Origin of the sequence: Acinetobacter sp. AHP123 (assembly GCF_023757925.1) — a bacterium.
GTDB lineage: Bacteria > Pseudomonadota > Gammaproteobacteria > Pseudomonadales > Moraxellaceae > Acinetobacter > Acinetobacter oleivorans.
Genome location: NZ_CP092454.1, coordinates 1,956,575 through 1,978,291 on the forward strand (window position 1 = coordinate 1,956,575; position 21,717 = coordinate 1,978,291).

General features: G+C 38.3%; 22 protein-coding genes and 1 pseudogene. 13 read left to right on the forward strand and 10 right to left on the reverse strand.

Annotated features, from left to right (window positions below; translation table 11 throughout):
• The first annotated feature begins 3 nt into the window (after window positions 1-3).
• The 5 genes from lolA to MJX77_RS09480 all read left to right on the forward strand — a co-directional run bounded on the left by lolA (window position 4) and on the right by MJX77_RS09480 (window position 4,964).
• Window positions 4-699: an outer membrane lipoprotein periplasmic chaperone LolA gene (gene lolA / locus MJX77_RS09460; RefSeq protein ID WP_005310008.1), complete on the forward strand. Its 696-nt coding sequence runs from the start codon at window positions 4-6 to the stop codon at window positions 697-699.
• A 116-nt stretch (window positions 700-815) separates the two neighbouring features.
• A complete protein-coding gene (locus MJX77_RS09465; RefSeq protein WP_107881194.1) occupies window positions 816-1,616 on the forward strand; it encodes an RsiV family protein in 801 nt (266 codons plus the stop codon).
• Window positions 1,617-1,734: 118 nt separating this feature from the next.
• A complete protein-coding gene (gene serS, locus MJX77_RS09470; protein ID WP_013196969.1) occupies window positions 1,735-3,006 on the forward strand; it encodes a serine--tRNA ligase in 1,272 nt (423 codons plus the stop codon).
• A gap of 67 nt (window positions 3,007-3,073) precedes the next feature.
• Window positions 3,074-4,447, forward strand: coding sequence for a siroheme synthase CysG (gene cysG / locus MJX77_RS09475; protein ID WP_151768329.1), 1,374 nt, complete (start codon window positions 3,074-3,076; stop codon window positions 4,445-4,447).
• Window positions 4,448-4,490: 43 nt separating this feature from the next.
• Complete coding sequence (locus MJX77_RS09480) at window positions 4,491-4,964, forward strand: tRNA (cytidine(34)-2'-O)-methyltransferase (protein ID WP_252061283.1); 474 nt, start codon at window positions 4,491-4,493, stop codon at window positions 4,962-4,964.
• Window positions 4,965-5,025: 61 nt separating this feature from the next.
• Here MJX77_RS09480 and MJX77_RS09485 read toward each other — a convergent pair whose 3' ends face one another.
• Window positions 5,026-5,406, reverse strand: coding sequence for a winged helix-turn-helix transcriptional regulator (locus tag MJX77_RS09485; protein ID WP_252061284.1), 381 nt, complete (start codon window positions 5,404-5,406; stop codon window positions 5,026-5,028).
• A gap of 116 nt (window positions 5,407-5,522) precedes the next feature.
• Between MJX77_RS09485 and MJX77_RS09490 the strand changes: the two genes are divergently transcribed.
• Entirely contained in the window at window positions 5,523-6,083 is a 561-nt protein-coding gene (locus MJX77_RS09490; protein WP_252061285.1) for a flavodoxin family protein, read from the forward strand.
• Window positions 6,084-6,120: 37 nt separating this feature from the next.
• Here MJX77_RS09490 and MJX77_RS09495 read toward each other — a convergent pair whose 3' ends face one another.
• From MJX77_RS09495 to rpoD, 6 genes are all read right to left on the reverse strand, one after another.
• On the reverse strand, window positions 6,121-7,506 hold the full coding sequence (locus MJX77_RS09495) for an APC family permease (protein WP_013196978.1): 1,386 nt from the start codon (window positions 7,504-7,506) through the stop codon (window positions 6,121-6,123).
• A 266-nt stretch (window positions 7,507-7,772) separates the two neighbouring features.
• On the reverse strand, window positions 7,773-8,957 hold the full coding sequence (locus MJX77_RS09500; protein ID WP_252061286.1) for an iron-containing alcohol dehydrogenase: 1,185 nt from the start codon (window positions 8,955-8,957) through the stop codon (window positions 7,773-7,775).
• Window position 8,958: 1 nt separating this feature from the next.
• On the reverse strand, window positions 8,959-9,492 hold the full coding sequence (locus MJX77_RS09505; RefSeq protein ID WP_004789401.1) for a hypothetical protein: 534 nt from the start codon (window positions 9,490-9,492) through the stop codon (window positions 8,959-8,961).
• Window positions 9,493-9,573: 81 nt separating this feature from the next.
• Window positions 9,574-10,227, reverse strand: coding sequence for a lipoyl(octanoyl) transferase LipB (gene lipB / locus MJX77_RS09510; protein ID WP_252061287.1), 654 nt, complete (start codon window positions 10,225-10,227; stop codon window positions 9,574-9,576).
• Between the two features lie 205 nt (window positions 10,228-10,432).
• Window positions 10,433-10,720, reverse strand: coding sequence for a YbeD family protein (locus MJX77_RS09515; protein WP_002116017.1), 288 nt, complete (start codon window positions 10,718-10,720; stop codon window positions 10,433-10,435).
• Between the two features lie 97 nt (window positions 10,721-10,817).
• On the reverse strand, window positions 10,818-12,701 hold the full coding sequence (gene rpoD / locus MJX77_RS09520) for an RNA polymerase sigma factor RpoD (RefSeq protein ID WP_005310050.1): 1,884 nt from the start codon (window positions 12,699-12,701) through the stop codon (window positions 10,818-10,820).
• A gap of 357 nt (window positions 12,702-13,058) precedes the next feature.
• Here rpoD and MJX77_RS09525 point away from each other — a divergent pair, with 357 nt between their 5' ends.
• The 3 genes from MJX77_RS09525 (at window position 13,059) to MJX77_RS09535 (ending at window position 15,177) form a co-directional block, all read left to right on the forward strand.
• The gene (locus MJX77_RS09525; protein ID WP_002116495.1) at window positions 13,059-13,265 is read left to right on the forward strand and encodes a PA3496 family putative envelope integrity protein; all 207 of its coding nucleotides are present in this window, start codon (window positions 13,059-13,061) and stop codon (window positions 13,263-13,265) included.
• A 74-nt stretch (window positions 13,266-13,339) separates the two neighbouring features.
• Window positions 13,340-13,864 (forward strand): YecA/YgfB family protein, encoded by a 525-nt coding sequence (locus MJX77_RS09530; RefSeq protein WP_004789407.1) that lies wholly within the window; start codon window positions 13,340-13,342, stop codon window positions 13,862-13,864.
• A gap of 227 nt (window positions 13,865-14,091) precedes the next feature.
• Window positions 14,092-15,177: a hypothetical protein gene (locus MJX77_RS09535; RefSeq protein ID WP_199943692.1), complete on the forward strand. Its 1,086-nt coding sequence runs from the start codon at window positions 14,092-14,094 to the stop codon at window positions 15,175-15,177.
• Between the two features lie 84 nt (window positions 15,178-15,261).
• On the opposite strand, the gene trhO is transcribed toward MJX77_RS09535, so the two are convergent.
• Window positions 15,262-16,194, reverse strand: coding sequence for an oxygen-dependent tRNA uridine(34) hydroxylase TrhO (trhO, locus tag MJX77_RS09540; protein ID WP_049838014.1), 933 nt, complete (start codon window positions 16,192-16,194; stop codon window positions 15,262-15,264).
• 111 nt (window positions 16,195-16,305) lie between these two features.
• Here trhO and MJX77_RS09545 point away from each other — a divergent pair, with 111 nt between their 5' ends.
• Window positions 16,306-16,791 (forward strand): DUF1289 domain-containing protein, encoded by a 486-nt coding sequence (locus MJX77_RS09545; RefSeq protein ID WP_005310058.1) that lies wholly within the window; start codon window positions 16,306-16,308, stop codon window positions 16,789-16,791.
• Between the two features lie 80 nt (window positions 16,792-16,871).
• On the opposite strand, the gene gltA is transcribed toward MJX77_RS09545, so the two are convergent.
• Both gltA and MJX77_RS19390 read right to left on the reverse strand, forming a co-directional pair.
• The gene (gene gltA / locus MJX77_RS09550) at window positions 16,872-18,146 is read right to left on the reverse strand and encodes a citrate synthase (RefSeq protein ID WP_004789414.1); all 1,275 of its coding nucleotides are present in this window, start codon (window positions 18,144-18,146) and stop codon (window positions 16,872-16,874) included.
• Between the two features lie 364 nt (window positions 18,147-18,510).
• Window positions 18,511-18,591 (reverse strand): annotated as a pseudogene (locus MJX77_RS19390) (hypothetical protein); the annotation flags it as partial.
• A gap of 497 nt (window positions 18,592-19,088) precedes the next feature.
• On the opposite strand from MJX77_RS19390, the gene sdhC reads away from it, so the two are divergent.
• Genes sdhC through sdhA form a run of 3 tightly spaced genes read left to right on the forward strand, consistent with a single transcriptional unit; the run spans window position 19,089 to window position 21,703 of the window.
• Window positions 19,089-19,490, forward strand: a complete 402-nt coding sequence (gene sdhC / locus MJX77_RS09555) for a succinate dehydrogenase, cytochrome b556 subunit (protein WP_081399112.1) — start codon at window positions 19,089-19,091, stop codon at window positions 19,488-19,490.
• Window positions 19,490-19,855, forward strand: a complete 366-nt coding sequence (sdhD, locus tag MJX77_RS09560; protein WP_003655454.1) for a succinate dehydrogenase, hydrophobic membrane anchor protein — start codon at window positions 19,490-19,492, stop codon at window positions 19,853-19,855. Before sdhC ends, sdhD begins: the two co-directional genes overlap by 1 nt.
• 12 nt (window positions 19,856-19,867) lie before the next feature.
• Entirely contained in the window at window positions 19,868-21,703 is a 1,836-nt protein-coding gene (gene sdhA / locus MJX77_RS09565) for a succinate dehydrogenase flavoprotein subunit (RefSeq protein ID WP_144734960.1), read from the forward strand.
• Window positions 21,704-21,717 lie beyond the last annotated feature (14 nt).

Sequence of the window (21,717 nt, forward strand, 5' to 3'; positions counted from 1 at the left end):
GACATGAATATGCTTCGTAAAACTATGTGTGCTATTACACTCAGCGCGTCAGTGCTTGCTCCTGTAATGAGTACTACAGTGTTTGCTGCGCCTGTAGCAGCACCGGAGCAACAGGCAATTGGGAACCTGGTTAATCAGTTATCAGGATTACAGCGTTTGACTGCCGATTTTGAACAAACAACTAAAGCCAATACAAAAACTGTGGCACAGAAAAAGAGTTTAAGTGCACAGCATATGAACCAGACATTCAAAGGCTCAATGAAAGTTGAACGTCCGGGGAAATTTTATTGGGAAACAGTAAGTCCTGCTAAACAAACGATCGTAACGAGCGGAAAAACAGTTTGGATCTATGATCCAGATTTACAACAAGCGGTCCGCCAAAGCTTAGATGATCAGGTCGCAGATACACCAGCGTTATTACTCTCTGGTAATACCAATCAAATCATGAAATCTTATCGTGTAACGCAACCCGATAAATCAAAACTTTATTTCACATTATTCCCTAAAAAAGAAGATGGTGCTTTCCAAAGCTTAACGATTAGTTTTGGAGCAAATAAAGCACCTACGCTTATGGTATTACAAGACTCATTAGGTCAGACCACCTATGTGCGCTTTAAGAACGTGAAAGTAAATGCTTCAATTCCAGCATCTGTCTTTAACTTTACGCCACCAAAAGGCACCGACATTATTGACCAATAATTAAAGCCTCTTCAAAAAAGCTACCTTTCACGGTAGCTTTTTTTATATAAGAGAGATAGATACATTTTTTAACCCCACCTCGATCGGACGCTTTGTATAGTGATAGAGGTAAATTCATGGGGATTATTATGCGACTTTACGATAAAAAAATTATTTGTATTCTTCCATTAATGGCTGCAATGGCAATTGTGAGTGGTTGCCAACCAAAGTCGACAGCCAAAGAAGAGCAGGCTGCTTCGACTGCAAAAGTTAAAGAAACTAAAGAGGCTGGTGTTCCTGTAATTCAAGCGAAAGTAATCCCAGTAAAATTGCCAAAATCAAAAGTTTGTTTAGAGGATGGTTGTACTGAGTATGATTTTCAAACAGTACAAACCAATCAGAAGTGGATTAATGATTACTTCACTAATCGAATAAAGAAAGCAGATCCGAATGCTTTTGCAAATTTGGCTGATCAGCCAGTCGAAGTACCTGAAGGCGAGCCTCGTTCGAGTCAAAGTGCAATTTATGTTCGCTATTTAGGGCAAAATTATAATCTTGCAACCTTTGCATTACAGACCTATTCGTATTCTGTTGGCGCAGCACATGGCATGTCACATCAAGAGTTCGTGACTTTTGATTTATTAAATAAAAAACATATTACTGTTGCTGAACTCATTCAGCCAGATGTTGAAAAACAATTAGTTGATGCACTTTTTGATGCGAATACAAATTGGCTTCAAGAGCACAATATCAGCCGTGAAAAACTGCAATTAAGTGATAATTTCTACTACGGCGCAAATGGGATTGTTTTTGTCTATCCAATTTATGAGTTGGCTTCTTATGCTGAAGGGATGTCTGAATTAACGCTGCCATATTTTGAAGCGAGTAAATTCATTAAACCTGAGTATTTACCGAGTGTGCCAAAGTATAAGTTCTAAAATAGGTGATCTATTCTAACAATTGTGTGAAAGCTATTCGTTATGAAGATGATCACTATATTTTTTAGTGTGAAGGCCTTACACTATAGCCAGTTTTTTACCCATATTATGATTGATTATGATCGACCCTAAGTTACTCAGAAATAATATTGAAGCTGTTAATGCAGCTTTGGCAAAACGTGGTGTTCAATTAGATGTTCAAGAATGGGCTTCTTTAGAAACTCGCCGTAAAGACTTGCAATCAAAAACTGAAAAATTGCAGGCAGAACGTAATGCCGGTGCAAAACAAGTGGGTCAGATTAAAAAATCCGGTGGTGATGCTTCTGAAATCATGGCGCGTATGCAAGCGATTGGTGATGAAATCAAAGCTGCTGAAGTAGCTTTGTCAGAGCTCCAAAACGAGATTGAACAAAAAGCACTAAGCATTCCTAACTTACCAGATGAGTCTGTTCCTGCTGGTAAAGATGAAGATGATAACGTTGAAATTTCAAAATGGGGTACGCCTCGTCAGTTTGATTTTGAAATCAAAGATCATACTGACTTAGGTGAGTGGATGGGCGGTTTAGAGTTTGAAACTGCGACTAAATTGACTGGTTCACGTTTTAGTGTGTTGAAAGGTTCTTTAGCGCGCCTACAACGTGCTTTAACGCAGTTCATGCTTGATACCCATACTTTAAAGAATGGTTATACAGAAGCTTATGTGCCTTATTTGGTAAATGCTGATTCACTTCGTGGTACTGGTCAGTTACCAAAATTTGAAGAAGATTTGTTCAAACTTCAAGGTGAAAAAGAATATTACCTCATCCCTACAGCAGAAGTTCCTGTTACTAACTTCGTTCGCGATGAGATTATTGATACCGAACGCTTGCCATTAAAATATGCAGCGCATACACCGTGTTTCCGTAGTGAAGCTGGTTCTTATGGTCGCGATACCCGTGGTTTAATTCGTCAGCATCAATTTGATAAAGTTGAGATGGTGCAAATCGTTAAACCTGAAACTTCTATGCAGGCACTTGAAGACCTTACTGCACATGCTGAGGGCATTTTGCAGGCACTTGGTTTGCCGTACCGCAAAATTTTGCTCTGTGGTGGGGATATGGGCTTCGGTGCGACTAAAACTTACGACTTAGAAGTTTGGGTTCCAAGCCAAAATACTTATCGTGAAATCTCAAGCTGCTCTAATATGGGTGATTTTCAGGCACGCCGCATGAAAGCACGCTACAGAATGGATCAAAAGAAGACTGAATTAGTGCATACACTAAATGGTTCAGGTCTTGCAGTTGGACGTACTTTGCTTGCTGTAATGGAAAATTACCAACGTGAAGACGGTTCTATCGAGATTCCAGAAGTATTACGCCCATATATGGGTGGTTTAACCTTTATTGACTAACCTTTGCATCTAAATTGTGCATGGTTTTTGCTTAACCCAAATCAGATGATTAATGTAGAGGTTTAAGGTGGATATTTTTCCAATCTCTTTAAAGTTGCAACAGCAACGTTGTCTGATTGTGGGTGGTGGGCATATTGCTTTGCGCAAAGCAAATCTTTTAGTCAAAGCTGGAGCTGTAATTGATATTATTGCTCCAGCAATTGAAGATCAGCTTTTAGAGTTGGTTCAGGCGAGTGGAGGACAGTATTTTGCTGAGACCTTTGCCGAAATTTTTTTAAATACACCTTATAGATTAGTCATTGCTGCGACTAATGATGCGCAAGTGAACAAAGCTGTTTTTGAGCAATGTGAAGCGCGTAATTTACTGGTAAATAGTGTAGATGATATTCCACACTGCCGTTTTATGGTTCCAGCAATTATTGATCGTTCTCCATTAATCATTTCTGTTGCCTCAAATGGCGCATCACCCGTTTTATCTAGACAACTTCGTACTCAAATAGAAACGATTGTTCCACATGGCATGGGGAAACTTGCTGAGTTTTCTGGTCAATGGCGTAAGCAAGTAAAAGAAAAGATTATTAACCCAGACGAGCGTCGAATCTTTTGGGAAAACTTATATGCTAGCCCATTAAAAGAACAAGTTTTTAATGACAATTTAGAAGTTGCAAATGATTTGATTCAGCAAGCCTTAACAGAATGGACTGCACCTAAAGGTGAAGTTTATTTGGTGGGGGCTGGACCAGGTGATCCTGAGCTACTGACATTAAAAGCATTGCGTCTTATGCAGCAAGCAGATGTCGTGATTTATGATCGTTTGGTGTCTGCACCGATCTTAGAACTTTGCCGTCGCGATGCGACCAAAATTTATGTAGGTAAAGCTCGTTCAAATCACTCTGTTCCCCAAGATGGTATTAATGCTTTACTGGTTGAATATGCTCAAAAAGGAAAGCGTGTTTGTCGTCTAAAAGGTGGTGATCCGTTTATCTTTGGGCGTGGTGGTGAAGAGATTCAAGAGCTAGTTGAGGCAAATGTCACTTTCCAAGTTGTGCCAGGGATAACCGCAGCATCTGGTTGTTCAGCTTATGCAGGGATTCCCTTAACTCATCGTGACTATGCACAAAGTGTACGTTTCTTGACTGGGCATTTAAAGGAAGGTTCCCCTGAACTCCCTTGGAATGAACTAGTTTATGAAAATCAAACTTTAGTCCTCTATATGGGGTTAGTTGGTTTAGAACGCATTTGTGAGCAACTTATTGCTCATGGTCAACGTGCTGATATGCCTGTAGCCTTAATATCTAAAGGAACCACACCAGAACAGAAAGTTATTGTTGGAACATTAGCTGATATTGCAACTAAAGTGTCTGAACATCATATCGTAGCGCCGACTTTAACTATTATTGGTGAAGTGGTGAATTTACGTGAACAGTTAAAATGGCAATAAATTTATCTGAATTTATTGCTGGTTATTAAAGTCGAGAAAATTTGTGATTCATGTTGTCCTATACGAGCCTGAAATTCCTGCCAATACAGGCAATATCATTCGTTTATGTGCTAATACAGGCGCACAGCTACATTTAGTCAAGCCACTAGGTTTTGAGTTAGATGATAAAAAGCTCAAGCGAGCAGGCCTTGATTATCATGAATGGGCGCGTATGCAGATTTGGGACAACATTGAACTGTGTCTTGCAGACTTAAAAGCTAAAGGTGTTGAGCATGTTTTTCCACTCACCACTAAAGGCTCAGCGACTCCACATACAGTCGATTTGAATCGGCCTGTGGCTTTACTGATGGGGCCAGAAACACGTGGTTTGCCTGAGGATGTTCGCTTAATGTTCCCACAAGAACAGTGGATCCGTTTGCCAATGGCTGAAAACTCAAGAAGTTTAAATTTATCTAATGCAACCGCTGTGATTGTTTATGAGGCATGGCGTCAGCAGGGCTTTAAAAACTTAGGATAAGTTATCTAATTTTAAGTAAGAATAAGGCCACAGTTGTGGCCTTATTCTTGTCTAAATCTATTTAAGCCTGTTCTAGTATTTTTTCATCATAAGTTATTTGGGCGGCTAAAACTTGCTCAATATTGGTTTCTGCCCATTCCTTTAATTGGAATGCCATTGAAGCTACATTTTGCCCTAAAGCAGTAAGTGAGTAATCAACACGAATAGGGGATGTATTCTGAATTTTACGCTCAATAAAACCGTCTCTTTCCAGCATTTTTAACTTCTGTGATAAGACTTTAGGGGAAATACCTTGAATATTCTTTTTGAGTAAATTGAAGTGCTGAGTTTCTTCCTCAAGAACATTTAAAATCAATAAAACCCATTTATCTGCAATTTTTTCAAAAAATAAACGAGCAGGGCAATGTTGTTGAAAAATATTATATTTTAGACATTCATTCATACCATTTACCTATAATTTCTTGAAAAATTACCCTAGTTACCAACTAGTAACTAATTGACACCTAGTTTCTAAAATATATCATAAAGTGGAATTTAATAAAACAAAGGTTTGCTCCCATGTCTAACTCTAATATCGCGGTTGTATATTTCTCTGGTTATGGCCACACTAAAGTCGTGGCTGAAACGTTTGCAAACGAAATTAATGCTCAGCTCATCCAAATTGATCAAGAGGGAAATATTACTGATCAAGATTGGCAGACATTAAATGATGTGAAGGGGATTGTTTTTGGTGCGCCTACTTATATGGGTACAGCGCCATGGCAGTTTAAAAAGTTTGCTGATGCAACTTCAAAAGTGTGGTTTACACGTGGTTGGCAAGATAAAGTATTTGCAGGTTTTACAAACAGTGCGAGCTTAAATGGTGATAAGCAAGTAACTCTTATTCAACTGCAAACTTTAGCATCACAGCATGGTGGCATTTGGGTGAGTCTTGGTTTATTGCCAGCAAATACGAAAGATGCAACACGTGAAGATGTAAACAACTTAGGTGGTTCGGTAGGGCTTTTAGTTCAATCGCCTTCTGATGCAAGTGTGGAAGAGGTTCCAACAGGTGATCTTGAAACAGCAAAACTTTATGCTCAACGTGTACAAAGCATTGTAAATAAAATTTTTGGTTAATTTGACCATAAAAAAGGCGCTTTAAGCGCCTTTTTTATTACTCATGTTCATTATGCTGTGGAGCATTATATTTAAAGCCTTTGGTTTTATAGGCAAGATAACCTACACCAATAACGGCCCAAGCTAAGCCAATTTGTAAGGCAAGCTTATCAATCTCTAACCACATCATAAACACACTGGCAAAACCAAGCGTTGGTATAGCAATATAATTAATGATGTCTTTAAGCGTTTTATTCTTGCCATCTCTTAAAGCATAGCGAGAAACTACAGAGAAGTTAACAAAACTAAAAGCAGTTAAAGCACCAAAACTAATCAAGTTAACAATATGTTCAAGATCTAAAAAGCCAGCAGATAAAGCAACCACACCAACAATAAGAATGTTGTAAGTTGGAGTATGCAATTTTGGACTGATATGACCAAATAATTTCTTGTTGATGACCCCATCGCGCCCCATCACATACATTAAGCGTGATACACCCGCATGTGCAGAAATACCTGATGCCATCACAGCGACTACAGCAAAATATAAAACCAAAGTTTTAAACATCAAACTACCAATCGCAGCGACCATCACAGGTTGTGATTCATCTAAAGGATTGAAGTAAGTGTTTGGGTTACTTGGGAAATATAATTGGATGAAGTAAGTACTTACAATGAAAATAATACCTGCAAGTAATGCTGTAGAAAAAATAGCTTTTGGTAGCGTTTTTTCTGCATCTTTTGTTTCTTCAGCAAGAGAAGATAAAGCATCAAATCCGGTAAAAGAGAAGCAGAGTACAGTCGCGCCAGCAATTAAAGAACTGACAGATGTCATATCGTTCCAAAAAGGAGTTAATGACCACAATGCTGCTTTATCTGGATTTAAAGTTCCATCTGCATATACACCTTGAGTAAGTAAGATATATACTTGATAAACAAAATAAAAAATTACGCCAAGCTGAATAACAACAATCGTACTGTTAAAACGTGCAACGAACCGTGCACCAAATAAATTAATAACAGTCATGAGCGTTGTTAAACCAATCACCCATAACCAGTTATTTACTTCTGGAAAAAGAGCTCTTAGATAAATATCTGCCAAGATAATATTAACAAGCGGTGACAGTAGATAGTCTAACCAAGAAGACCAACCCACCATAAAGCCAACATTAGGGTGAATTGATTTTTGAGCATACGTATAGGCCGACCCAGAAGAAGGGTAGCGCTTAATCATATGTCCATAACTGATCGATGTTAATAAGATTGCGACTAATGCAAAAATGTAGGAAGTTGGTACATGACCACCACTTCGTTCTGACACTAAACCAAAAGTATCAAATAACGTTAATGGCTGAATGTAAGCTAAACCAATAATAACAATATGCCAAAGTACAAGATTCTTTTGAAGCTTGCCTGTTGGTTTAGTCCCAGATAAATTTGTCAACGGCGTTATCCTCATAATCGTTGATCAAGGATCAGCTTGGTGTTAAGGATCGTTTGAGACGAACGATCCCCCCTACAGAAAAAGATAAAGTGCGCCAATCTATCCTAAATTGATATAAATTGTCAGTACTTTCATCTATTTTTTAGCAATTTTTTTGCCATATGTTTCAAATAAAATAATCAATAAAAATGCTTAGTGATAAAAAAGGTCTGATTCATTATATAAATCAGACCTTTATGGAATTTCTTGAAGTTTAACTTATCGAATTACCAAGCTTTTTCTAAGATATCTCGGATATTTTTTAAGCTTGCTTCTTTCGGGTTGTAAATAATTGAGCCATCATTTAGTGCTTTTTCTGCAACTTCATCAAGCTGTGCTTCAGTTACTTTACCTGTTTCACGTAGAGTGCGTGGTAACTTTGTTAAAGTATATAGGCGATCACGCATTGCTAAGATAGTCGTAATTGCTCTATCTGCACGCTGGGTTGCAGGCGTTTGTGCATAAATATCTGCCCCTGCGAGTGGTAATAGCAACTCACCAATTTTCTGACCATTTACTTGTTTATTATATTCAAGCACGTAAGGTAAGAATAAATTCATGCATAGGCCGTGGGGTAGGTGAGCAACTGCACCTAAAGCGTGCCCTAAAGAGTGAACTAAGCCGACCATTGAATTAGAAAATGCAATACCTGCCATTGTAGAAGCTTGAGCTAACTCTAAACGGCCTTGTGAGTCATTTGGGTTTTCTAAGACATTAAAGAGATTTTCACTAATCTTTTTAATTCCGGCACTTGCATAAGCATCGCTCAATGGATTGGCAGCCATACATGTATAGGCTTCAACACAATGCGTTAATGCATCCATACCAGTCATTGCAGTTAAATGAGGCGGTAATGTAAGCGTCATGCGTGGATCTAAAATCGCTGCATGTGGCATTAAATAATAAGAAGCAAATGCTAACTTAACATTCTTTTGAGTATCTGAAACCACTGCAACCATGGTTACTTCAGAACCAGTGCCAGAAGTTGTTGGAATCACAAAAAATGGTTTTAATGGCTTCGGTAGGTTATGAGCACCTGCATATTGCAATAAGTCATTTCCACCTTCAGAAACTAAAATATTAGTTGCTTTAGAAGTGTCTATGACTGAGCCACCACCTACAGCAATGATCGCATCACATTTGTTTGCTCGATAAGCTTCTGCTGCAAGGCGAACGACCTCTAAACTCGAGTCGGGTGGTACATCATCAAAAACATGGCCAATGACAGCATCAGTTGTACTAAATGCAGCTTCAATTGGATTTAATAAGCCGTTTGCACGTACACCCTTATCTGTAATGATAAGAGGGCGTTTTGCACCCAAAGTTGCAAGCTCAAACGGAATATGTTCTAGCGCAGCATTACCAGCAATGACTTTTACAGGACAAAAGAATTCGTAATATGGTTTGGCCATGTTATGCGCTCCGCTTGAAATAGGACTTGGCTACTTTTAGGTAAATATTTGCAGCCTCGTTGAATTTTTCTTTTAGGCTAAGTTCGGTTGGGTATTCTTTGACTGCTAGTGAAGCAACCAATTTAGGTAAAATAAGAGCTTCCATTTTATTTAGGCAGCGTACTAAGCGGATAGCAGCAGATACATCACCATCGGCAATCATTCGGTCATTGGCAAATGCTTGAGCAGTACTTTCTTGAAAAGAAAACACCAAAAAGGCATGAGTGACGTGTTTGAATGTAATCGTTAAGTCTGGTTTTCTTTCAGCTCTTTGAAGTAGTTCTAACTGTTTGTCTTCTGTCACTCGAGCAAAAAATGCTGGTCCATTCGGGAAAACATTCATTGAAAGTACAAAGTGAACAGGAAATTTAGATACTTCCTCTTGTATTTCAGTGTCCACTTGACTTGCCATGACCAAGCCACGACCAATAACATCCATCATGAGCTTAACGTAGGCAAGTTGCAGAGTCGGCTTTACCGCTTTTGTCGAAATCACTCGCGTATCCCTTGTTAAAATTATGCGAAAGCAAATTTAGAGTAATTACTCTAATCGATTTTTATTTCATCGCAAAGCGATTTATTCATATTTGACTTTAGGGTCATTAAAGTACCTAGTACTATTAATATACTCAATAAAGTCCTGACAAAGTTGGCCAAATGATGGATAAGGAGTCACTAAATCTTGTATACGTACCATTTCTAAGCCTGCATAGCCGCAAGGGTTGATGGTCTGGAATCCATCTAAGGCACAGTCCAAGTTTAATGCTAATCCATGATAACTACGACCACGACGAATTTTAAAACCTAAAGAACCAATCTTACGACCATCTACATATACCCCAGGTGCATCGGGTTTGGCATAAGCTTCAATTCCATATTTTTTTAAAACATCTATCATAAATTGTTCAGCAAAACTGACCAAAGTACGTACGTTCCATTTTAGCCGATTAAGATCAAACATGAAGTAAGCAACAAGCTGACCAGGCCCATGCCAAGTCACTTGCCCGCCACGATCAGTTTGTACGACTGGAATATTTGATGAAATTAGGATGTGTTCTGGTTTACCAGCTTGACCTTGTGTTAAGACATTATGATGTTGAAGTAACCATAACTCATCAGGCGTATCTTGATCACGCTCGTTTGTTAAGAGTTTCATGGTTTCAAACTTGCTTTGATAATCTTGTAAATCGTTCCATTGGCGAATGATCAAGTTAGGTTTATCAAGGCTCATCACAATATTTTCCTATAAGTTGGTTTCTGCGGCACCCAGTTAATATCTGCAAGATAGAAGCCGAAAACCCTGTAATTTTAAAGGATTTTATAATAGGGTTTCTAAATATTTGTATTGTTTTTTCACTGTTTGATAGCTTAAAAATTTCTCAAAAAAATACCACAGTAAGAGTGTCTGACTGTGGTATTGATTGAAGAACTTAAAATTAAAGCGCAGTTCTAATCTGCGGGCAAGCAGCCAAGTCAGCATAAAGTGCATGAACTTGTTCTAATTCTTCAAAGCGCAATTGTGCTGTTAAAGAATGATACTTGCCGGTGCGAGATTCTTGAACTTTTAATGTTGAGTGGTCGAAGTCAGGGAAATGTTTCACCAAAATATCGACTACAGCAACACGTAATTCTTCACCCGCATCGCCAATAAGTTTAATTGGATAATCCATCGGAAATACCCAAAGATGTTCTTGTAGTTCGCGAGATGGAGTGCGGTCTAACATAAGTTACCTCATGATTTGAAACGCCTGCATTATCGCAGGCGTTTATAGCTCTTTCTATTAAATGGGGCTTGGTTTTGAAATTTCAAGCCTTCAAAACTTAGTCATTTTCCAAGAAAGAACGTAAGTGTTCAGAACGAGAAGGGTGGCGTAATTTACGCAATGCTTTCGCTTCAATCTGACGAATACGTTCACGTGTTACATCAAACTGCTTACCCACTTCTTCTAGGGTGTGATCGGTTGGCATATCAATACCAAAACGCATCTTCAATACTTTTGCTTCACGTTCAGTTAAGTTTTCCAATACTTCGCGTGTTGCTTCTTTTAAGCCTTCTGAAGTCGCAGCATCAATTGGAGAAGTGATGTTTTGATCTTCAATGAAATCACCAAGATGCGAATCTTCATCATCACCAATAGGTGTTTCCATTGAAATCGGTTCTTTAGCAATTTTAAGTACCTTACGAACCTTAACTTCGTCCATTTCTAAACGTTCACCTAATTCTTCAGGTGTTGGTTCACGGCCCATTTCTTGTAACAATTGACGAGATACACGGTTGATCTTGTTAATCGTTTCAATCATATGTACAGGAATACGAATTGTACGAGCCTGATCGGCAATCGAACGGGTAATCGCCTGACGAATCCACCAAGTTGCATAAGTCGAGAATTTATAACCACGACGATATTCAAACTTGTCTACCGCTTTCATCAAACCAATGTTCCCTTCTTGAATCAAGTCAAGGAACTGTAAACCACGGTTGGTATATTTCTTCGCAATCGAAATTACCAAACGAAGGTTGGCTTCTACCATTTCTTTCTTAGCACGGCGCGCTTTCGCTTCGCCAATCGCCATACGCTTAGAAATATCTTTAATTTCAGCAACGCTTAAACTAAGTTCTTTCTCAATATCTGCAATTTTTTGCTGGAATGCTAAAACATCTGGGCGAACTTTTTCTAAATGCGCCTTGATTTCAGCAGGAGCTTTAGCAATTTGTTCATCTAACCAAGCTGGATTAGATTCTTGCTTAGGGAAAGATGTACGGAATTGAGTACGGTCCATACGGCCACGACGTACTGCATAACGCATGATTTCACGTTCATTGGCACGAATTTGTTCATGTGTGCCACGAATCATTTCAGAAATGATATCGAATAAACGTGGTGTAAATTTAAACATCATGAACACAGTAGCTAACGCTTCTAAAGCTTCGTCTGCTTCAGGGCTGTTACGGCCATGTTTCTCAATAATACCTTTTGTTTTAGTCCATGCAGATTCAAGTTCATTAAAACGAATCTTTGCAACTTCAGGGTCTGGACCAGACTCGCCTTCAGAATCATCGTCGCTTTCCGACTCTTCATCTTCTTCGTCATCGTCAAGCTTAACTTCTTTTGCTGGTGTAGCTGGCGCATCATCTTCTTCAAGTTCTGTTTCTTCTTCTAGAACTTCAGGAATATCTTCGTCAGTTTCCGGGTCAAGATAGCCAGATAAAATATCGGCAAGGCGACGTTCGCCAGTCAAGAAATCATTATATTCTTTTAATACAACTTCAACAGCATTTGGCCAGTACGCAATTGAGTTAAGGACATCACGGATCCCTTCTTCAATACGTTTTGCAATGCTGATTTCACCTTCACGGGTTAACAGTTCAACTGTACCCATTTCACGCATGTACATACGTACAGGATCTGTCGTACGTCCAGGCTCATTTTCAACCGATGCAAGTACGGCAGCAGCTTCTTCTTCAGCAACTTCATCGGCTGTGTCAGTTGACTCACCGAACATGGTATCGTCAGATTCAGGTGCACGCTCGTGTACAGGAATACCAACGTCTTGAAGCATTTGAATAATGTCTTCAATCTGTTCGCTTTCAGTAATCGAGTCCGGCAGATGATCGTTAACCTCAGCGTAAGTTAAGTAACCTTGTTCTTTGCCTCGGCTAATCAGAGCCGCTACTTGAGAAGTAGGGGAATGCATATCGCTCATCTTTGCTTACTCTTCGTTGAATCTGTGGCAGTGAAAAACCGTGCATGATAGCACAATTTGCTTGAAATGTTTTGGGTTTGATCGGTAACCGTTAAATAAAAAATATCTTTGAATTCACGTCTGTTTTTTGAATATTGGGCTAAAATCATTTTTTTCAAGCTTAAATCATCGAAAAGATCATAGAATTTTTCTTGATCAAAAAAATAGTTGAGTTTTATAAATACACAATTTTTCGGGTGAAAAAAAGTACAAATATGCAGTTTGATGAAAAAAATATAAATAAAACTTGACATGATTCTGTAAGAGAGATAAATAGCGCCTAGACCCATTCACATTTTTTCATTAGAGGTAGTTTTAGTGTCTTCTACAGATTTTGAACTAGATGATAACTACGGTGATGATGATGATGTCGGTTTTGATGAGTCATCAGGCAAAATCACTGCGAAAGAATCATTAGAAAAACGTAGATTAATTGATGATCTATTGGCTCAACGCCGTTTAGAGCGTGAGTTGAAAGATTTTGATTATGATTTAGACGATGATGATCTTGATGATGAAGACTAATCAAATCTGAATAGGGCATCGTCAGCTTAAATGCTATGCTATCGTAGATTTCTTTTTTATAGTCAGGTAACACAATGAGTGCGTTAGATTTAGACCAATTAAGTGAATATCTAGATGGAGACCACAATGAGTATGGTCTAGATTTCGCTGCAACTCATGGTTTTCTGTGTGCAATTGCAGTAGGCCCTCAGTTTGACCGTTGGTTAGATGAGCTGTTTGATAATAACCATAAAAAGGTTCCTGCTGAAATTATTCAGCAAATCAAGGCGTGGTTAGAGTCAATTCGACAAGATTTAGCAAATGAGAATGGAATTGTATTTCCATTTGAAATTGAAGAAGCTGATGTTGAATCTAGCTTAGGCGACTGGAGTGTGGGATTTGTTGATGCAATGTTCTTAAATGAAGAGGCATGGTTTGCCCCTGAACATGAAGAACAATTAATTGATTTAACTTTACCAATGATGGTATTTAGTGGAATTGATGAAGAAGATCCGCAGATGGAATCTTTCCGTCGTAATGGACAGTTAATGGATGAACTGGCAGAAGAAATTCCGGATAATTTGAATGAATTATATTTGATGTACCATACTCCAAATTAATTTATTAGAAGAAATAATAAATAACGTCCTTTCTAGGGCGTTTTTTATTACCTGAATTTTTTAATAGGTAATTGAGTATAATAATATTTTTACATTAATTTTATTTATATATAATATTTATTGTTATTTTAAGAATTATGCTTTTAATATAGTTTAATTTACCTATCATCATGTGTTAGTCCATGATCGATATAAAAATCTTTAGTGTTATAACAATGCGATTTAATATGAATATAATTTGTAAAATTAGTGGCTTGCTCTCAGTAATATTACTTACAGCTTGTGGTGGTGAAAATAGTAACAGTGTTAGTGAAGCGAAAATTTCACAATCTAATCAAAATGAAGTTACTTATAAATTAATCTCTGGTACAGCATTTTCAACTTCTGCTTTGAATGGTGCAAATGTAACAGCAATTTGTAAAGATGGAATCGGTTTTAAAAATACTGTAAATGTTAATACCCAAGGTAAATGGCAAGGTGAAGTAGACAATAGTAAGTTTCCTTGTCGTTTACAGGTAAAAGCTAATGGACAAAGCTACTATAGTTATGTTGAGCGTGAGGGTAATGTAAATATTAATCCGCTTACGGATATGGTCGTTGCTTATGCCAGTAACCAAGTTCCTGCAACGTGGTATCAATCTGGAACCATGGCTACAGAAAAGTTAAATTCTGCAAATTTTGCTTTGGTAACTGAACTTATTAAAAAGGGGTACGGTGTTAATAATGATGTGGATCTATTTAATGCTGAGATGAAAGCAAATAATCCTATTCATCAAGCTATTCAAGAGTTATTGGAAGCTATTAAGAATAATATAAACATTAAAGACTATGATGCACTGTTAATGTTAATTAAAGATGGAAATTTATCTCAATTACCGATGAAATCAGATCAAATTCTTGTCAATCCTTTAAATATTAATATAGATACGACGGCTTGCCAACAATATGACTCAGGTATAATCGAAAGATATAATTATTGTACTTCAAATGTTTTGCCTGATTTTAAGGAAGATCAGTTAATTACACCTTTTGGTGAAAAGTGTAATTTAACAAAAGTGGGCGATATGCTCACAGTTAGTAATGGTAAATTGACTATATCTACGTTTATCAATAAAGACGAGAATGATGGGATTCCTTCGAAAACATCTATTGGTACTTTATTTGTAGCCTCTAATCCTGTTTCATCGGCCCAAGAGGATGTTTTATATAATATTGGAATCTCGTTTCTAGCCGATGGACAAATTAATGGTATAAGTGCTGGTAATGGAAAGGGTGATGCATTGGTTTGTGCAACAACTAGATCACGTACCTGATAACAACGGATTGTATCTTAAATTAGCTTTATATAACTTATTATGAAAAAAAGGGCATCATTTGATGCCCTTTTAAGTTTAAAATTATAAACGTTTGCGCTTTGCAGCTGCAATTTGCGACTGGCGCATACGGAAACCAGCTTTTTGTTTTTCAGTTGTCTTGTCGATGCAATACACGCATGAAACACCATGTTCATAACTCGTTAAAGCTGACTCTTCTGGAGTTAATGGCCAACCACAAGCATGACATTTAATATTTACACCTTCCTCAACGCCATGAGTTACAGCAGTACGTCCGTCAAATACGAAACATTCGCCTTCCCATAAACTTTCATCAGCAGGGGTTTCTTCTAGGTATTTAAGGATACCGCCTTTGAGATGGTAAACCTCTTGGAAGCCTTCTTGAAGAAGTAAAGATGTTGATTTTTCACAGCGAATACCGCCTGTACAGAACATCGCAATTTTCTTATCTTTATGTTGCTCTAGCTCTTTTTTGACATATTCTGGGAACTCGCGGAATGTCTCAGTTTTCGGGTCGATTGCACCTTTAAAAGTGCCCGCCTTATATTCATAATCATTACGTGTGTCGATTAAAATTACATCATCACGTGCAATTAAATCATTCCATTCTTTTGGATCAAGATAGTGACCCACTAGGTCGCGGGGTTTAACCTCAACACCTAAAGTCACAATCTCTTCTTTAAGTTTAATTTTCATTTTACGGAAAGGTTTGTCAGAGCTATGGGATTCTTTATATTCCATAGAAGCAAAACCTTCATTAAGCAAAAATTGATAGAGACTATCAATTGCTACACGATCACCCGCAACAGTACCATTAATTCCTTCACCTGCTACAATCAGAGTTCCACAAAGGTTAATTGTTTTCACTAAGTCTAATAGACGTTGCTGAAGATCTGCAGGATCTTGAACTTCTTTAAATTGATATAGTGCTGCAACAACCCAACCTGCGGTCGCTTGCTGTTCTACAGGTGCAAGCTGTTCTACAGTAGCGTTCATGGAAAACTCCAAATGTATTAAGATATAAATTTAAGGCGCATATTTTAGCGCGAAAATGTGTAATAAGCGAGAAAACCATAAAAAGTATATGGTTTATTTAAGGAGTTTGTTTTGAGTAATGATCATCGAATGCTCTCTCTCACCCCATGTGCAGGGCGTTGTTCAACAGTTTTTGGTGATCAGGTTTGCCGTGGTTGTCGCCGTTTTAACCATGAAGTGATTCAATGGAATACGTATACAGCAGAGCAACGCTTGGCTGTGTGGAAGCGCTTAGATGATCAGTTGAATCAAATCTTAGTACCTATGTTGCCTCATGCGAACTTACAGCATGTAGAGGGTTTTATTTTAAGTAAGCGTGTTCGGTTGATGGAAGGGGCGAGTAAAGGTCGCAAGCTTTATCATGCTTTGAAAATATGTGAAAAAAATAAGCATCTGGCAACAGAAAGTGGTTTGGGTATTTCAGAACCTCAAGTCAAAACAATCTGGGTTGAATTTGAAAGACGTGTTCTAGCTTTGGCTAAAGCGAGTTATGAGTTGGCTTGGTTAAGAGCTGATGGGATTAGTCATCATTTATTAAGTGTGTTTGATGAAGAATAAGTTTTTAAATTGAATTGAAAATACCCAAATAAAAAAGCTGCCTTCTGGCAGCTTTTTTATCATTAATTTTCTTTCGAATATTAACGTTTGATGTCGCGCTGAGTCGGGCCAGTGTAAAGCTGACGAGGACGACCGATTTTGTATGGTGCGCTGTGCATTTCTAACCAGTGGCTGATCCAACCTACTGTACGTGCAAGAGCAAAGATTACTGTAAACATTTCTGTTGGGATACCAATCGCTTTAAGGATGATACCTGAGTAGAAGTCTACGTTAGGGTAAAGTTTACGTTCAACAAAGTACGGGTCGTTCAGTGCAATACGTTCAAGTTCCATAGCAAGTGCTAATTGAGGATCATTGATATTTAATGCTTCAAGAACTTCGTCACAAGTTTGTTTCATGACTTTAGCACGTGGGTCGAAGTTTTTGTACACACGGTGACCGAAGCCCATGAGTTTAACTTCTTTACGTTTTACTTTTTCCATGAACTCAGCAACGTTTTCTACACTGCCGATTTCATCAAGCATCTTAAGAACAGCTTCGTTTGCACCACCGTGAGCAGGTCCCCAAAGCGCAGAAATACCTGAAGAGATACATGCGTATGGGTTTGCACCAGTAGAACCAGCAAGACGTACTGTAGATGTCGAAGCATTTTGTTCGTGATCAGCGTGAAGCGTGAAGATACGATCCATTGCACGAGCAAGAACAGGATTTACTTTGTAATCACGGTCAGCAGGAGTAGCAAACATCATGTGTAAGAAGTTTTCCGCGTAATTTAAGTCATTACGTGGATAGATGAATGGTTGACCTACTGTGTATTTGTAACTCCAAGCAGCAAGCGTTGGAATTTTTGCAATTAGACGAATCGCAGTGATTTCACGGTGATTGATGTCTTCAATGTCAAGGTTGTTGTGATAGAACGCAGATAATGCACCAACAACACCAACCATGATCGCCATAGGATGAGCATCACGACGGAAACCATTGAAGAAACGGCTAACTTGGTCGTGAACCATAGTATGAGCACGAACTTTGGCATCAAATTCTGTTTTTTGTTCAGCAGTTGGGAGCTCGCCATTTAATAATAAATAACAAGTTTCAAGATAGTCTGCTTGAGTTGCTAACTGGTCGATTGGGTAACCGCGGTGTAATAAAATACCTTTGTCACCATCAATGAACGTAATTTTAGACTCGCATGCAGCTGTCGCCATAAAACCAGGATCGAAAGTAAAATGACCTTCTTTCAATATGCTGCTGACATCAATTACATCTGGACCTAAAGTGCCACTGTAGATTGGTAAACCAATTTCTTTGCCATCAAGATGTAATACGGCTTTTTTGCCATTTGCTTCAGACATTCAATAGATCTCCTGTCCTGGTGAATGTTGATCTGACTCGAAATCCTAATGTTCTCATGTGCGAATCAGACGGTGTCAAAATTTGCTATAAGATTAGTGAGTACTGAAATTTTGTCAATTATACTTATGGATAAAAAATAACGTTCTCACAGAGAGTTAGTCATCAAGACCCGAGCAAAAAAGTCAGTAAAATCACTGCATCGGGATGGTATAATAAGTCAATTCAACAACAACGTGCAGAAAAAAAATGAAGTATCAGTACAATTGTAAGCAAATTTTTAAATTAAGATTAGGAATGGTAAGTCGGTAGAAAATGCCAATCCAATTAAAAAAATCATAAAACTCATGGTCTAATTTAAAATTGCTAATCAAAAAAAACTCTATTTTTATTTAGTTGTAACAAAGAATGTTGATGTTTTTTTAAGTTTAATTGTATAAAAAATAGCTAATTGAACAGCTTTAAAATAATTAAAAATTTTATTTTCAATAAAAATTGCTTTCTCAAATGTATTTTAGATTGACTGATTTGTATTGAATCCAACTAACTTCACTTAGTTGAATTGTAGCTTTTATTGAAAATATGAGCAGTTACTAACATTTTTCTATTTATATGATGAATTTATGACTTTATCTTTAGTCTAAAATTTGCTTATTTAAAAGAAATTGCAGAAAAAATGAAATTAAATAAAAAGTTATTTTAAACAATAACATGATGAAACTCTGCATGCCATTTTAATAGGGTTGATAGGGTGATATCATTGTTAATGATTCTTATTTAATTGTTTTTTGCTTAAATGGGAAAGTGGATTGTTTGTATTTTGATACTTCGCGTTTTATAATTCAGTGTCGTTTATAGGTTAGGCATGAGCTGTGCTTGCCTAACAATGCCAGCTTTCCTTGGAATTAATTCAACAAACTCCGGTCGGAGTTTCTACCTACAGGATGCCCGCTGTGAAAAGCAACAGACCTGTCAATTTGTCCATGGGTCAGGTGTTAGCGGTAAATTTACGCTCACCCGTGGCTATTGCATCAATTTTACACCGTTTATCAGGTGTCATCGTTTTCTTATTAGTACCAGTTCTATTATGGATTTTAGATAAATCATTATCTTCACCAGAAGGATTTGACTACGTTAAAAATGTCGTGTTTGGAAATATCCTTGTACGTTTTATCGTTTGGGTATTTGTAGCCGGCTTGTTATTCCACTTTATTGCTGGAGTAAAGCACTTACTTGCAGATTTAGGTTTTGCTGAAGAACTGCAAAGTGGTCGTATAGCAGCGACAATTTCATTGATCTTATCTGTGGTAGCTATTATCGCAGCCTTTATATGGATTATGTTCTAATGAAAAGTGCTACAGGTTTAACTGGTTCAGGTTCTCGTGATTGGTTTATCCAGCGTGTAAGTGCGGTTGTACTTGCAGCCTATACTGTTGTTCTTTTGGGTTGGATTCTCTGCAAAGGTGGATTTGACTATCAACAATGGGCTGGTTTCATGATGACATTACCAATGAAGATTTTCTCTTTATTGGCAATTTTATCGCTTATCGCACACGCATGGATTGGTATGTGGCAAGTTTTTACTGACTATGTCACTACTCGTCAAATGGGTCCTTCAGCGAAAGGTTTACGCCTTGTACTGACGACGGCTGTCATTATTGCAGTGTTTGTGTACGCAATCTGGGGTATCCAGATTTTCTGGGCGAATTGATAGGAAGACATCATGGGCGCGATAACCCCTAAAGAAGATTATTCAAATATTCAAAACCTCACTTTCGATGCAGTTATCGTTGGTGGTGGTGGTTCTGGTATGCGTGCATCTTACCAACTTGCTCAAGCAGGTTTGAAAGTTGCAGTACTCACTAAAGTTTTCCCGACACGTTCGCACACTGTAGCTGCTCAAGGTGGTATCGGTGCGTCGTTAGGTAATATGCAAGAAGATAACTGGCATTTCCATTTTTACGATACAGTAAAAGGTTCTGACTGGTTAGGTGACCAAGACGCAATTGAGTTTATGTGTCGTGAAGCACCAAAAGTTGTATATGAACTTGAACACATGGGTATGCCGTTTGACCGTAACGCTGATGGTACAATTTACCAACGTCCGTTCGGTGGTCACTCTGCTAACTATGGTGATAAACCAGTTCCACGTGCTTGTGCAGCTGCGGACCGTACAGGTCATGCATTATTGCACACGCTTTATCAAAGCAACGTGAAAATGGGTACTCAATTCTTCGTTGAGTGGATCGCTCTTGATTTGATTCGTAACGAAGCTGGTGATGTTCTTGGTGTAACAGCAATTGACCAAGAAACTGGTAACATTTCAGTATTCCAAGCAAAAGCGACATTATTTGCTACTGGTGGTGCTGGTCGTGTTTACCGTGCATCAACAAATGCTTATATCAACACTGGTGACGGTCTTGGTATGGCTGCTCGTGCTGGTATTCCATTACAAGATATGGAATTCTGGCAATTCCACCCAACAGGTGTTGCGGGCGCTGGTGTATTGTTGACTGAAGGTTGTCGTGGTGAAGGTGCAATCCTTCGTAATAAAGACGGCGAACCGTTCATGGAACGTTATGCACCGACTTTAAAAGACTTGGCTCCACGTGACTTCGTTTCACGTTCTATGGATCAAGAGATTAAAGAAGGTCGTGGTTGTGGTCCAAAAGGTGATTATATCTTACTTGATATGACTCACTTGGGCGCTGATACAATCATGAAGCGTTTACCATCTGTATTTGAGATTGGTAAAAAATTCGCGAACGTTGACATTACAAAAGAAGCGATTCCTGTAGTACCAACAATCCATTATCAAATGGGTGGTATTCCTACGAATATGCATGGTCAAGTGTGCTTACCTGAAGCGGGTACAGACAACTACACTAAACCTGTAAAAGGTTTTTATGCAATTGGCGAATGTTCTTGTGTATCAGTACATGGTGCAAACCGTTTAGGTACTAACTCACTTCTTGACTTAGTTGTATTTGGTAAAGCTGCTGGTGAGCACATTATCGATTACGTAACTAAGCATCATGGTGATGAATATGCACCTCTTCCAACAGATGTATTAGGGCAAACACTTGCTCGCGTACGTAAGTTGGATGACTCAACTTCTGGTGAAAATGCTCAAGAAGTTGCTGATGCAATTCGTGATATCGTTCAAGATCACGCTGGTGTATTCCGTACTCAAGCATTGCTTGATAAGGGTGTAAAAGAGATCCTTGCTCTTGAGCCACGTGTGCGTAATATCCACTTAAAAGATAAATCTAGAGTATTTAACACCGCACGTGTTGAAGCGCTTGAAGTTGAAAACTTGTATGAAGTTGCAAAAGCAACTCTAATTTCAGCTGCTGCGCGTAAAGAGTGTCGTGGTGCGCATACTGTAGTTGATTATGAATTACCAGCTGATCACCCAACTTATTCATACGGTCGCCGTGATGATGAGTGGATGAAACATACGTTATGGTATTCATCAGATAACCGTTTGGAATATAAGCCAGTGCGCTTCAAACCGTTGACTGTTGATGCAATTCCGCCAGCACCACGTACATTCTAATCGGGAGTATAAAG